At 51.1% G+C, this 15,241-nt stretch carries 7 protein-coding genes; all 7 read left to right on the forward strand.

Going from position 1 to position 15,241, the window contains the following annotated elements; genetic code table 11:
- Nucleotides 1-246 precede the first annotated feature (246 nt).
- The 7 genes from IE111_RS22405 (at nt 247) to IE111_RS22435 (ending at nt 15,239) form a co-directional block, all read left to right on the forward strand.
- On the forward strand, nt 247-1,227 hold the full coding sequence (locus IE111_RS22405) for a TAXI family TRAP transporter solute-binding subunit (protein ID WP_189613104.1): 981 nt from the start codon (nt 247-249) through the stop codon (nt 1,225-1,227).
- 85 nt (nt 1,228-1,312) lie between these two features.
- Nucleotides 1,313-3,499 carry a TRAP transporter permease gene (locus IE111_RS22410; RefSeq protein ID WP_189613106.1) on the forward strand — a complete coding sequence of 729 codons (2,187 nt, stop codon included), beginning with the start codon at nt 1,313-1,315 and terminating at the stop codon, nt 3,497-3,499.
- A gap of 139 nt (nt 3,500-3,638) precedes the next feature.
- Nucleotides 3,639-5,462, forward strand: coding sequence for a sensor histidine kinase (locus tag IE111_RS22415; protein ID WP_189613108.1), 1,824 nt, complete (start codon nt 3,639-3,641; stop codon nt 5,460-5,462).
- A complete protein-coding gene (locus tag IE111_RS22420; RefSeq protein ID WP_189613110.1) occupies nt 5,459-6,811 on the forward strand; it encodes a sigma-54-dependent transcriptional regulator in 1,353 nt (450 codons plus the stop codon). Before IE111_RS22415 ends, IE111_RS22420 begins: the two co-directional genes overlap by 4 nt.
- A gap of 166 nt (nt 6,812-6,977) precedes the next feature.
- Nucleotides 6,978-7,268 carry a hypothetical protein gene (locus IE111_RS22425; RefSeq protein WP_189613112.1) on the forward strand — a complete coding sequence of 97 codons (291 nt, stop codon included), beginning with the start codon at nt 6,978-6,980 and terminating at the stop codon, nt 7,266-7,268.
- Nucleotides 7,269-7,299: 31 nt separating this feature from the next.
- Complete coding sequence (locus tag IE111_RS22430) at nt 7,300-14,256, forward strand: RHS repeat domain-containing protein (protein ID WP_189613114.1); 6,957 nt, start codon at nt 7,300-7,302, stop codon at nt 14,254-14,256.
- Nucleotides 14,253-15,239: an RHS repeat domain-containing protein gene (locus IE111_RS22435; protein ID WP_189613116.1), complete on the forward strand. Its 987-nt coding sequence runs from the start codon at nt 14,253-14,255 to the stop codon at nt 15,237-15,239. Before IE111_RS22430 ends, IE111_RS22435 begins: the two co-directional genes overlap by 4 nt.
- Nucleotides 15,240-15,241: the final 2 nt, after the last annotated feature.

A 15,241-nucleotide genomic window follows, 5' to 3' on the forward strand; every position in this document is an offset into this window, starting at 1 on the left:
TGCGGATCATACCGCAATCCGTGCGTCCGCGCCGCCGGAGTCTTGGGTGGAATTCCACCCAAAGTCGCGAGTCCCTTGAGTTGGTCCCCACCCAATCGTTGCGCTTCGGGTATCGGAAATGCCCATTGTAGAGCCTTTTCGTTAGTTGGCACCCCGGTTGCAATAGCCTGGGTACGAAAGCCCGCAGAGGCTTCGAATCGCCACAGTGAATACTCACAACAAAGACAACAACGATTGGAGTAAGACATGAAACTATCCCGTACCTGGGCGCTTGCCGCGCTCTCCGCTTCCGCTATGACTCTGGGTGTCGCTCACGCCGAAGACCGTTCCGACTGGCCGTCCAGCTTCACCGTCGGCACCGCCAGCCAGGGTGGAACCTATTTCGCCTACGGCTCCGGCTGGGCCAATTTCGTGGCTGACAACATCGGCATTTCCGGCGGCGGCGAAGTCACCGGCGGGCCAATGCAGAATATGGCGCTGGTCCACACCGGTGACCTGGCATTCGGTTTGACCACCATGGGCCCGGCCCGTGAGTCGATTGATGGCAACAGCCCGCTGGCGCCGGGCATGAAGATGGACAACGTCTGCGCCATGTTCCCTATGTACCAGACGCCGTTTTCCGTAACCACGCTGTCGAGCTCCGGCATTGAATCCATCGCCGATATCCCGGCCGGTTCCCGCATCGGCTTCGGTCCGGCCGGTTCCACGTCCGACACCTACTTCCCGCGCATGCTGGAAACCCTGGGCGTCGACTTCGAGCGCCGCAACGGCGGCTGGACCGACCTGGGCGGTCAGTTGCAGGACGGTCTGCTGGACGTGATCGCCTTCGCGGCCGGTATCCCGATCCCGGCGGTCAGCCAGTTGGAAGTGCAGACCGACGTGAACATCATCGAGTTCACCGAAGCCGAAATGAACACCATTCTGTCGGAATTTCCGGTGTCCGAGTTCACCATCCCGGCGAGCACCTACAGCACACTGAATGAAGACGCTCGCGCGGTCTCCATGTGGAACTTCGCCATCGCCAACTGCGACCTGCCGGAGAGCTTTGTCTACGAGGTCACCAAGCTGACCATGGAGAACAACGACAAGATGGTTTCCATCCACAAGGCGGCCCGCACCAGCGTGCCGGAGAACTACGGCAAGAACACCTTCATCCCCTGGCATCCGGGTGCCGCTCGTTGGTTCAACGAGAACGGCTATTCCATCGACGCCAGCATGATTCAGTGATGTTGTCGGGAGTCGCCCGTCGGCTCCCTGCATTGAAAACCCGGCCGGACGTCCGTCCGGCCTTTCTCCATCCGGGGATAAGACCATGAATTCCGAAGACAAACACCCTGAGGCCGTCGAACGCGAGCCGACCGATGCCGTCCTGCTCGCCGACGGTGTCGATGAAGAAGCGGTGGAAGCCAATCGCCGTCTCTTCGAAGGTTGGTTGTTCTGGGCGGTGGCCGCGATGGCTGTCGTTTATTCCAGCTTCCACCTCTATACCCTGAACATCGCGCCCCTGGAAACCTGGACCTTCCGCATCATCCACGTGTGCGGTGCCCTGGTGCTGGGCTATGTCCTGTATTCCGGCACACAATTCACCACAGAAGACGGCACCGTCAAGGCACGCCGCTGGACCACACCGCTGGCCTGGCTACTGCTGCTGCCGGCTCTCTACGCCCTCTACCAGACCAGAGTCATGTACCGCTTGGTGGAAACCGGCACATTGCGCGTTCCCGCCAATATCGAGACCTGGCACTATGGTTGGCCGCTCATGGTGGCCACGGGACTCGGTATTGTCCTGAGCTGGTTTCATCGCAAACCCCGTTCCGGCTTCAGTGTCGCGGACCTGGTGTTGGTGGTGTGTTCCATTGCCGCTGCGACCTATTTTCTGGTGGTGTTCAACACGCCGCTGCGCATGAGCACCGGCACCAGTTTCGCGCCGATCGGCATTTCCTTCGCCGCCGTCGCCGGTACCGCGCTGATCATGGAAATGACACGCCGAGTGGCCGGCCTGGCACTGGTGATCATCGCCCTGATCTTTCTGGGCTATGTGTTCGCCGGCCCCTACCTGCCGGGCTTCCTGGGGTACCCGGGGCTGTCGGTCCAGCGCTTCTTCAGTCAGGTCTACACCGATGCCGGTGTCCTGGGGCCGACCACGGCCGTATCCTCCACCTACATCATTTTGTTCATCATCTTCGCCGGTTTCCTGCAGGCGTCGAAGGTGGGCGACTATTTCGTCAATTTCGCCTTCGCCGTTGCCGGTCGCGCCCGGGGCGGTCCGGCCAAGGTGGCGATTTTCGCCTCCGGCCTGATGGGCATGATTAACGGCACCAGCGCCGGCAACGTGGTATCCACCGGGTCGCTGACGATCCCGCTGATGAAGAAAGTGGGCTACAGCAAGCAGTCCTCGGGCGCCGTCGAAGCCGCCGCGTCCACCGGCGGGCAGATCATGCCGCCGATCATGGGGGCCGGCGCCTTCATCATGGCGGAAATCACCGGCATTCCCTACACCGAGATCGCCATCGCAGCCATCATTCCGGCCATTCTTTACTTCGCCTCGGTCTACTTCATGGTGGACTTCGAAGCGGCGCGCACCGGCATGCGCGGTATGCGCGAGGACGAATTGCCGAGCCTGCGCATGCTGGTGCGGCAGGTATACCTGTTCGTGCCGATCATTATCCTGATCGTGGCGCTGTTCATGGGCTATTCGGTGATCCGCGCCGGTACGCTGGCGACGGTGTCGGCCGCCGTGGTGAGCTGGATTTCGCCCAACAAGATGGGCATCCGGGCCATTCTGAAAGCGCTGGAGTTGGCCGGTGTCATGGCGATCCAGATCATCGTGGTCTGTGCCTGCGCCGGTGTGATCGTCGGCGTTATCTCTCTCACCGGGGTGGGTGCGCGTTTTTCATCGTTGCTGCTGGGCCTGGCCGAAGCCAGCCAACTGTTGGCACTGATTTTCGCCATGATGATTTCCATCCTGCTGGGCATGGGGATGCCGACCACGGCCGCGTACGCGGTGGCCGCCTCGGTGGTGGCGCCGGGTCTCATCTCCCTGGGTATCGATCCGCTGACCGCGCATTTCTTTGTCTTCTACTTCGCAGTCGTCTCCGCGATCACACCGCCGGTGGCGCTGGCGTCCTATGCAGCCGCGGGGATTTCGGGAGCCAACGCGATGGAGACCTCGGTCGCCTCGTTCAAGATCGGCCTGGCCGCGTTCATTGTCCCGTTCATGTTCTTCTACAACGGGGCCTTGTTGATGGAAGCCAGTTGGCCGGCCATTATCCGCGCTCTGTTCACCGCGACCATCGGCGTCTACTTGCTGTCGGCCGGGGTGCAAGGTTGGTTCATGCGCGTATCGGCGGCCTGGTTCGTTCGTTGGGCCCTGGTGCTGGCGGCCTTCCTGATGATCGAAGGCGGCATCGTCACCGACCTGGCCGGTGTGGCTGTCGCGGTCGGTGCCTTCCTGGTGCAGAAAGCACGGGGTGGCAAGGCGCAATTGGTCGGGTCCTGAGCCTTGGCTTATGGTGGGCCGAGCCCACCCTGCGGAGTTACCGGCCCCGTAGGGTGGGCACTGCCCACCAGACTAACCACCTCTTGTACCCGACACCAACACTGACTAATCTTCACTCAGACTTTTCGATAAACCGCCAATGTCCTACCGCATCTGGGTAATCCTGCTGTTCCTTCTGACCTGCGCCATATCCTGGGGCGTTGGCTCCATGGCGGGTTATCGGTCGGTGGAGCGCGAAAGCCTGGAAGAAGCCTTTCGCTACGGACAGTTGGTAGCCAATGAATTGAACCGCTATCGACCAATTCCCGAGTTGATGGCCGAGCATCCTTTGCTGCTCGATGCGTTGCTGAATCCCCGGGATGCGGACCTGATCCGCAAGGCCAATGAAGAAATGAAACGCATGGCGACCATTGTGGAAAGTTCGGACGTCTACCTGATGGACCGGACCGGCCTGACCATCGCCGCCAATAATTACGAGCTCGAGACCAGTTTCATCGGACGTAATTTCGGTTTCCGGCCGTATTTTCACGAAGCCCTAAACTCGGGCGAATCGGCCCTGTATTTCGCGCTGGGGACCACCACCGATCTGCGCGGCCTGTATTTTTCCCACCCCATCCTGACCGATACCCGACCCCGGTCGGTGGTCGGCGTGATCGTGATCAAGATCCAGGTCTCGGACCTGGAAACCCAATGGCAACGGCCGGCGTCGTTCACCGAATCGGAAATGGTGGTGCTGGATGCCGACGGTATCTCTTTCCTGGCGAGTCGACCCGGGTGGTTGTTCCGGACGTTCGAACCGATTTCCGACGCCCGCATGATCGGCATTCGCGAGGAGCAACGCTACCCGAGACAACCGCTTGAGCCGATGAACATCACCACCGATGTCCGGCCCTGGGGGGTGTCCGATCAGTCCCGCCGGGTGGTGATCCAAGAGGACGGCGTCAATCAGGAATACCTGCGCGTTGAATCGTCGCTGCCGGAATTGAACTGGCGTCTGCAGGTGTTGATCGGCACCCGGCCGGTACTCTGGACCCAGGTGCAATTTCTGATCGCCGGGACGGTTCTGTTCCTGGGCGGATTTCTGACCTGGCTGTATCTGCGCGAACGCTATCGGCGCGAGGCGGAATTGTCGCAGCGGGGTGAGCAACTGGAGCGCCGGGTCGCCGAGCGCACAGCGGATCTGGAGTCGTCCAACCGTCAGCTGAAGGCGGAAATAACCGAGCGTGAACGCGCGCAGACCGAACTGAAGGAAACCCAGCAGGAACTGATTCAGGCCGCCAAGCTGGCTGTGCTGGGGCAGATGTCCGCCGGGCTCAACCATGAAATGAATCAGCCGCTGACGGCAATTCAGGCCTACGCGCGCAACAGCCGTCGCTTTCTGGAACGGGACGATTCGGCGACGGTCGACGCCAACCTGAACGAGATAGTGAGCCTGTGTAACAAGATGTCGGAACTCACCCGCCAGTTTAAAGTCTTCGCGCGCAAATCCGAAGGGCCGCCGAGCCAGGTCGATCTGCGCCAGCCGGTCGAGGCGGCGTTGAAAATCATCTCCGCCCAGGACAGCAGCGAGGGTGTCGGCATCGACTGGAACCCGCCCGAAGTGCCCGCTTTGGTGCATGGTGACTTGATCCGCATCGAGCAGGTTCTGGTTAACCTGATCGCCAACGCTATTCAGGCGGTCGAGAACACACCGGATCCGCGCGTGAGCATTGACATCATCGAACAGAACGGCCAGTGGCAATGCCGTGTTCGCGACAACGGCCCGGGGTTGCCGGCCAACAGCGAGCAGGTGTTCGAACCCTTTTTCACAACCAAGTCGCTGAAGCAGGGATTGGGGCTCGGGTTGTCGATTTCACGGCAGATCGTCGACGCCCTCGGCGGTCGCCTGACCGGCCAGAACCGGGCTGATGCTCCCGGTGCCGAATTCATCCTGACCCTCAACAAGCGAGAGACACCCGAATGACCGACGCCACCATTTTCTTTGTCGACGACGAAGCCGACATTCGCCAGGTCATGCAACAGACATTGACCCTGGAAGGCTTGCAGGTTCGTTGTTTCGCCGACGGTCGTTCGGCTCTGGCGGAGCTGTCGTCGGAATTCGTCGGCGTCGTGTTGTGCGACTACCACATGCCGGGCATGGACGGCTTGGCTCTGCTGCGGGCCGTGCGCGACATCGACGACGCCATACCGGTGATCATTCTCACCGGCCAGGGTGACATCAGCACCGCCGTCTCCGCCATGCAGCAAGGCGCTTACGACTTCATCGAAAAGCCCTTCAACCACGAAGAGCTGATCGAACTGCTCAAGCGCGCCCAGGAAAAACGTCAACTGGCGCTGGAAAACCGTCAGTTGAAGGCGCAACTGCGCCAGTTCGCGCGACCCGGCCCGCGCCTGCTGGGGGATTCGCCGTCCATGAAACGGGTGATGGCGATGATCGACCCTTTGCTCGACACCTCGGCCGATATTCTGCTGCGCGGGGAGACCGGCGCCGGTAAGGACGCCATCGCCCGCTACATCCATGAGAACAGCCCGCGCAGCAACCACAATTTTGTCGCCATCAACTGCGGCGCGGTACCGGACAACCTGATCGAAAGCGAGCTCTTCGGTCACGAAGCCGGCGCCTTTACCGGTGCCGACAAGCGCCGCATCGGCAAGTTCGAACACGCCAACAAAGGCACGCTCTTCCTCGATGAGGTGGAAAGCATGCCGCTGTCGTTGCAAATCAAATTGCTGCGGGTGTTGGAGGAACGCAAGGTCGAGCGACTGGGCAGTAACCAGACCATCGACGTCGATGTGCGCATCATCGCCGCGTCCAAGTCGGACCTGAAAGCGTTGAGCGACCGGGACGATTTCCGCGCCGATCTGTATTACCGACTGAACGTCGTGGAAGTCGACATTCCGCCCTTGCGCGAACGCAAGGAAGACATCCCGCTGTTGTTTCACCATTTCGTGCTGATCGCGGCGGCCCGTTACGACCGCGAAAGCATTCCGCTGGACGCCAATCAGGCCGCCCGACTGATGCAGCACGACTGGCCCGGCAATGTACGGGAGTTGCGTAACCTGGCCGAACGCTATGTGCTGATGGGCCCAGCTGTTCTGGAAACGGGAGCCGAGACATTGACGGGGGATGTGCAGGACCAACAGAGCCTGCCGGATATGGTGGACGCCTTCGAACGCTCGGTGATTTCAAGTGCCCTGCAGGCCTGTCAGGGCAGCATCAAGGAGACCATGGTGCGCTTGGGTCTGGCGCGCAAGACGCTCTACGACAAGATGAAAAAGCACGGGCTGGATAAGGCTGAATTCAAGGAATAATGACACTCTGATTACGTCTACGGAATGAATGCTTCTAATAAGGATGTTTGATGATACCAATATGCAAATATCACTCTATGATGTTAATGATGTGATCGAATTGGCAGAAATGTTTCGGCACGATATCTTAGACTGTAAGGACAATCCAAAACGGTAGGGACTACCGATGAAGATCACCATGTCTACGAGGATTGTAGTAGCAGTTGCATTTTCCTCTTTATTAATTTATGCATCATTGCACGCCTTTCATGTAGATAGTGAAGGCACTGCAATGGCGCAAGATCCCGTCAATCAACACTCCTCTTCCAGTAGTTCATATGAAGAGGAGGTCCCACCTCCCATTGATCGAGCTATTCCACAACGGCAGAACAGAAAAGTATTCGATGTTAAAGAATCTTTGGATCCTATCCAGTTGGAGGAATCGTTCGGAATTACTCGAGTACCGGTCAAGCAGTGACATTAGCGTTAAAAGTCGAATAGGGAATTTTATGAGTTTCAATTACAAATCACTTTGGTTACTGCTATGTGGAGTAGTAGCCAGCATGCATACCTCGGCAATAGAGGTTAGAGATTACTATGAAGAACCAGGTTTGCAGGAGTATCGGGCTGACCTAGGGAATACCTTTAATGAGTCAATCAGTCCTTTTGGTGGAACCCTGCAGTTGAAATACAATGACATCATTGTACCTGGCAATGGTGGTATGGATGTTGTAGTCCAGCGGTCTTACACAAGTATTCAAAATGATCAGTACCCCGATTCTGATTCAATCCTGGGGTTTGGTTGGAACCTTCACTACGGAAGAGTGGTATCTCCAAAAAACGGGTTCTATTGCAACAACGTCGACGATAGTTCGTATCTAAATCCGTCTTACGAATCACCAGATGGATCTCGTCATATGTTATTCAAGAATACCGAGTTGAATGACGGTAGTTGGATCACAAAAAGCAATTGGAGAGGGGAGTGTGTTGGAGGGCCGCTGGGTTTTGATCAAGGAATGATTATGACCTCGCCTACAGGGGTTAGATATCATGCAACATTCAATGCCCCGGGTAAGAATGTATGGTTAGTGGAAAAAATAGTAGACCTGAATGGCAATGAAATATTTATCGATTACGAGGTAAATCCTGAACAAAAAGCGTTGATCAAGGCAATTTATCGTTCGGAAGAAGGGTACGAGAGTGAAGCTAAGCTGGGAGACGCCGTTGTAGAGTTTAGTTACTTTGATGAAGATACTGTATACGCCCGAATTAAGCGTATAAGCTCAAACGACCGATCTTGGGAATACAACTACGACTTGGTAACCGAAGGACCATTTGAAAACGAGGTAGTGTATCAGCTCTCTAGAGTTATTCGGCCAGATGGGGAATACTGGGAGTATGGGTACTATGACCGCATGAACAACCCAGACCCTATTGGTTCTAATGACGAACAAGCAGGTTCATACTCCTTAAAGTCTATTACAAACCCAAGAGGCGGTTATACCGAGTACACTTACCAGTATGTGTTCTTTGATCAAGCTGTAAAAGATATTCGTGAAGCTCGGACTACAGCTATTTTCAGAAAAACTGTTAGTGGTGACAATGTAGAGGTATCAACTTGGAAATACAGCTTCGAACCTCACTCCGAACCGGCAGCATTTGATAATGAGGGAAATCCACTCCTTTATTTGGATGTAACAACGGTTGAAGGGCCCACAAAAACGGAAAAGTACTATCATTTTGGTAAATCTTATACGTTGATTGACATGGGTGAGCCTGATGATGGCGAGTCAGGTAAACATCACTTGTTTTGGGAGAAATGGCAGATAGGCTTGCTTCGCCGAATCGAAATATATAGTAATAACGACGAGTTGATGTCGGTTACAGTAAACAATTGGAAAAAAAGGCTAGTATCGAAGAATTACTTTGATCATGGCTCCATGTATCGTCCGGACTGGTGGACGGATGACAGTTCTCGAGAGTATACCTATGCGGCGCAGCTTGAATGGACAGGAAGTAAAAAAGACAGCTATGCTACTTTGCCTGACGGCGAATTCACCAGAACGATTAACTATTTATCCTATGACGATTATGGGAATCCAACTTACATAAGGGAAAGTGGAAATGTAGAGTGGGATTCGTCAGTATTGGATGGACACCGGATCGCTGAAGGCTCTGCTCAAGATGATAGGAATAGATATATTCGTATATCATATGGTAATGATGTAGATAATTGGTTGATTGGTCAAGTGCGGTCAAAGACTACTCAGGTTGATGGGGTTGATAAGGACAAGGCTACTTATAGCTATGATGCTAATGGTAATTTAATAAGTGAAACTGTTAATGGTCTGGTTACTACATTCGAATATCATTCACATGGAGAGGTGAATCTTGTTGAGGAGCCTACCGGAAAAACTACTGTGTTTGAGAGCTATAAAAGAGGTGTTCCTCAATCTATAGAAAAGCCTTTGGGCGTCCACGAAAATATAGTAGTTAATGATACTGGTACTATAAGAAGCTTTGAAAACGGAGTAGGCGATAAAACATTATACGAATATGATGGCTTGGGTCGTATTACGAAGATAACCTTTCCTATTGGGCTTCCTGTTAATATAGATTATTCCTACAATGAGCGAACGTTAACTCGTGGACCGTTCAAACAAATCGATCAATATGACTCTTTGGGAAATGTTGTTAAAGTGGAATATCAAGATACAAGTACTTCCGAAGTGGTTTGGACTCACTATGAGTTTGATCCACTTGGAAGAAAAGTGTTTGAATCACTTCCAAACGAGGAGTCACGAGGAACTGTATACGAATACGATGCTCTCAACCGTATTATAGCGTCGACGGATCCCGCTGGAAACGTAACAGAGTGGAGTTATGATGACCATTTAGAAGAAGTAACAGATGCTAATGGGAATGTAACAAGGATTGTATTTCAGCAGATAGGACTTTCTGTCCGGTGGCCATACAAGATAGTTCAGCCAGCGTCGAAAGGAACTATAGTTGTCAGAAATGAGAAAGGACAGGTACTTCGGATACTTCAGGGAAAGTCACTGGAAAATGGTGACATCCAAGGGTTTGAAAAAACGTTTTCTTACACCAAGATTGGCCGAATTGCTTCAGAGAGTAGCCCCGAACAAGGCACTTTCACATTTGAATATGATGAGGTGGGTCGTTTGTCGGCTAAAAAGCACCCAGGAAATGCAACTGTACAATATGAGTATGACGCGATGGATCGTGTCGCAAAAGTCACATCGATAGATGGTGATGTTGACATTGAGTATGAATATGACAAAGCCGGACGGCTTAAACTATCTCGATCTGGCGAAAATCAAAGAAGCTATAGTTACGATGAGAACGGGAATATTACTACTAGTACGCTTTCTATATTAGGCGTATACGACCACTCCATGTCGATCCAGCGTTTTTATAATGAGCTGGACCATGTATCGAAAGAAATTTACCCAGATGGTTTGACTATAGAATATGAACCTAATGCATTCGGTCAGGCAACGAAAATCGGTGAGTTTGCCAATTCAATTAGTTATCATCCGAATGGGGTTGTCAAAGAGTATGTTCTAGGAAATGGTGTTAATGTTAGTCAAGGACTTGAAAAACGTCAGCTACTGGAGACTGTAAAAGCCGATGATGTTCTGGATTACTATATTGGTTATGATGACGTGAGTAATATTTCTTACGTAAACGACTATATTGGTGATAGGCGGTATTTATACAGCTATGATGAACTGAATCAGCTAAGAGAAGCAAAGGTGTATGAAAGAAATGGGTATTACTATCGTGAATTGTACGCTAGGGTTTATGAATATGACTATTTAGGGAATATTTCGAGCAGTTGCTGTACTCCCAAGCGGTTTGGTAGCGATTATCGCTACAATAAGTATTACGGTTATGGTTCTAATAAGTTGGAAGCTTTCCAGTTTGGAAGCTCCATAAATGAATACCAATATAACATGGATGGTACTCCTTCGCAGAAGAGAGTGATTGGTCATCAAGGTTTTGTAAGCGATTTTTATAGCTACCGATTTGACGCAGATCAGAACTTGAGAAAAATCAATCATGGCAACCATACTATTAATTTCAGCTACGACAGTAATGGTATGATGGTGTCAGCCGAAAACATTGGACCTGGCTACAAATATGATACTAAATTCAGTTTGTATTCAAGCGGTGGGAATCTGATCTATACAGAAGAATTTAACACCTGTAAATCTCTAACATATGTGCGATTGGCCGGAAAACTGATTGCAAAGTCAGAGCTGGACGATTTCGATAATGGAACCTTGGATGGTGACTCGGATGGCATGAGCGACTGTCTAGAAGCGAGATATGGTTTGAACTCAGAAGATCCGAGTGATGCAGATGGTGATTTGGACCAAGATGGCTTGACCAACTCTGAAGAGATTGCACTTGGTAGTCATTTAACGTTAGCCGATAGTGATAGTGATGGAATCGACGATAATGAAGAAGCGGCATTAGGGACCTCTCCAATATTAGCCGATTCGGATTATGATGGGTTAAATGATTTGCGAGAAGTTGAACTTGGACTGAATCCGGTAAATGAAGATACTGATGGCGATGGAATAAAGGATTCAATTGAAGTTAGAGTAGGTCTGGATGCAGATAACCCACAGGACGCCTACCAGGACCTAGATGAAGACTTATTTAGCAATCGACAGGAAGCGCTTGCCAATACCAGCCTGGATGATGCGGCAGATTATCCTCAAGGTGAGCACACACTACTCTGGAAGCAGAAAGTAATTGCGGGTGATTCTGCGATTCCGGCACTGGATAAGTTGGGAAACTCATATATTCTATCTAGCTGGGATATAATAAAGATATCTCCTAGTGGGAAGAGGGAGCAGTTAGCCGAAACCGATGGAAGGTACTGGAGTCAAGGTTATCAACGTTCAATGCAAATCGATGGGGATAAAGCATTGATGGTTCCTTGGGATTATACTCTTGGGATATATGACAATAGTGCTGAAGAGTTATATTACTCAGATAAAGTCATTGAAAAGTCTGAGGTTGATGGAGTGCTGGCAATGATAAGGCCAGGACAATACAAATTAGCGCAGACAGTTTCAGACAAGAGTTACATTGCGGAAAGTACTCCCGAACAAGCTAAGTTGTTGTATTCCTTTAGCCCTGACGAGAAAGTACATGGTATTCTGATTGATTATCATGGTAATAGCATTGTTTGGTATGAGAGCTACTTGTCCGTGTTTAATGCGGATAATGAATTGATGTGGACCGAGCGACCTGCGCAGTCATTCGTCGCCATTGATAACGCCTTATACTTGTACAACTTCGAACATTATCCAATTCGAAGTCATCAGCCGAGATACTCTTTTGCAAAGTATTCGTTGAGTGGAAACCTACTGTGGGGAAAAGATCTCAATGTGAAAGTCGGGGTGTCAGATATCGAGGGCAACAGCTATCTGGGAGTTAAACGTGGAGATGATCCATCAACGTTAACATCTTTCACTCCATCAGGTCAGCTTCGCTGGGAAAATGAACTCGAAGATGGCGAAGTACTATTCGATTTGTTACTGGCACAACCTGATAAGCTACTGGTTGTTACCTCAAAGTCACTATATTTGTTGAACTTGGGTGGAGACACAGTTTGGAACGCTCCCGCACCGTGGTCAGCCTCTGCGATCGACGGACGTGTGACTATGGATCGTGATGGAACGGTTTTAACCATGATCGAGGACTATGGCTTGTATGCGATTGCTACACCTGCAAAAGGAATGGCTAATACTCCAAGTCCGGCTAGAGTCATGGGAGTTGGAAATTCGGTCAATGCCTGTTATCGAGGCAGTGAGGCATATGCGATTGATAGTGACCTCGACAACGATCAGGTTAGTGATTGTTTCGAGTCGTTCTTCGCTTACGATTTTGATGGGCAAGGTGATAGTGACCTTGATGGTCTAACAAATGCTGAAGAATTAGCTTTGGGAACCAGCTTTCTTGTCGCCGATACAGATCAGGATGGCCTAAGTGATAGGCAGGAAAGTGATGCATCGACCCATCCTCTATTATCGGACACTGATGGTGATACCATTTTGGATGGAGATGAAATCGAAAAAGGAAACAGCCCTGTAGTTGCAAATGTTAAAAGTGATGTTGATGTAGATGGATATCCTGACGTGGTAGAAATGGTGTTCGAAACTGACTACAACAGTCCCGCTTCGGTTCCCGAGTTGGATAGTCCAGTACCAGTCCTGGAAGTAGATGAAAAATTCAGTGAGAGAAGTGTTGACTCCATACAAAAGTATCGAGTTTTCGAGCACGAATATGGCTATTACTTTAGAACCAATGAGGGGATAGTTTCAACGGATCATGCAGGAGAGTTGAAGTGGATATATTCACTTGACGAAAACTACTCTAGAGAAAGAATTGCAGTAGGGAAGAATGGGAGGTTATTTCTTTGTGCGGATGCCATTGAGGAACCTTATGAAGGGAAGGTTTTCTCACTGGGTGTCGATGGTGTATTAGATTGGCAGTATCGATATGTGGATTCTAATTATTGTATGGATATGGTATTAACCTCAGATAATGATCTTTACGTAACATTTGGGTTTCATTCATATCACCACGACCCGAAAATTATACAGTTTGATGAAAACGGGTCTATTGAACGTGAACGCCGCATGACAAATCGATTGTCGAGTATTGTGGAAACTGCCAGTGGTCAATTGGCCGGTGTTAGCTGGGGTACTGAGGTGTTGCTACCTGATTTAACGGTCGATTGGCGAAATGATAGCTGTAATACATCGGATGCAATCGACTCATTGACTGTGCCCATGTCGAATGGAAATGTCCTCCACTATGGTGACTGTGTCGCACTCTTCAGTGCTGAGGGAGATAGGTTGTGGTACAGCTACAGTCTAGGTATCGGTCAGGAGATTGAGATAAATAGTATTGTTGTTGACCATGAGGATAATATCTATCTCGCAGCTGATTCGGTTATTTATAAGTACGATGAGCTAGGTAACCTTATTTGGGAGTATGAAAACGAGTATGGTCTCATGTCAGAACTGAGTACTTCTCGAAACGGTTCTTTGCTGTTTTCGTCATCTAACCGAATCATTGAGCTCGACTTTGATGGCAATGTTCGACGTACGATTCAAAGCTCCTATGTCAGTACGGACACAAAAGTGTATGCGTCAACAACCGGAGTGTGGTGGTTTGTCAACGATAACTCGATCTTCGCGATACAACCTGACATCATTGAATCTCAGATATCAACGACATGGAGCAGCTTGGAAGGTGGCCAACTGGGTACGCGTTCAATCTGCGTAAGGGATACACAATTCCTGAGTGCAACGCAGGATTCAGACGGCAACGGTCTCACGGACTGTATGGACTACTTAACGTCGCTTTCACTGCCAGCAACTAATGTAGAATACACACCATTAGAGGGGCAAATGCAATGAGTTGCTATTTAAAAGGGATTCTAAGCAAGCTGATGTGGATAGGTGTGCTCGCCTCTGTCGCCATAAGTGCGCAGGCCAGTCGAGAGACCACCTACCTCCATACCGACCACCTGGGCACCGTTGTGGCAGCCACGGATGAATCCGGCTCGATTGTCTATCGCAAACAATTCGATGACTATGGCGACTGGTTGAACACCAGCAGTTCAGTGGCGGAAAACCACCCCGAGGGCTATACTGGCAAGCCGCTTCTGGAGGAAGCGGGCCTGGTTTACATGGGTGCCCGATTCTACGACCCCGAAATTGGCCGATTCCTGTCGCCGGACCCTGTAGGGTTCGATGTACAAGAACCGATGCTCTTTAACAAATACCTGTACGGGAGCAACAATCCTGTACTCATGGTAGACCCGGACGGCAATCGGCCGGTGGAGTACTATCGTGTAGAACCGACCTATTCCACGGTATCGGCGGGCCATCTGAAAGAATTCTATGGGGACCACGGATTCATCACTTCTGCGAGTACAGAGGAAGATGAACGGGCTGTGGAGTTCATGGAGAATGCCATTGTCGGTGGCGTTAGCATGATACCCATCATGCGTGGTGCGCAGTTGGCTGTTAATGCTACTCGGTCGATAAGGGCTGCTAGAGGCGCAAATAGTGCACTCAAACAATTTGGGCGAAGTGTTGATGACCTTTCATCAGCAGCAAGCCAAGCTATTAACAAAGAGGGACTAACTGCTGCTGCGCGTGCGTTAACTAAACATGCTTCAGGGCAAAGAAGTTCTGGTTCCTTCCCTAAATTAACGGGAGGCATAGCAGAGCAGAATAAAGCTGCAAGGGAGATTGTCGATGAAATTTTAGGCAATTCACAGTCATCCTTTACTAATTTAAGCCGTGGGGGGCTGGAAGTTCGGGCGCCCGATGGTCGAGGTCTAAGATATAACAGTGATGGAAAACTATCTGGTTTTCTTGATCCAAGGAAATGAGT

Source organism: Saccharospirillum salsuginis, from assembly GCF_014651855.1.
In the GTDB taxonomy this organism is placed as follows: Bacteria; Pseudomonadota; Gammaproteobacteria; order Pseudomonadales; family Natronospirillaceae; genus Saccharospirillum; species Saccharospirillum salsuginis.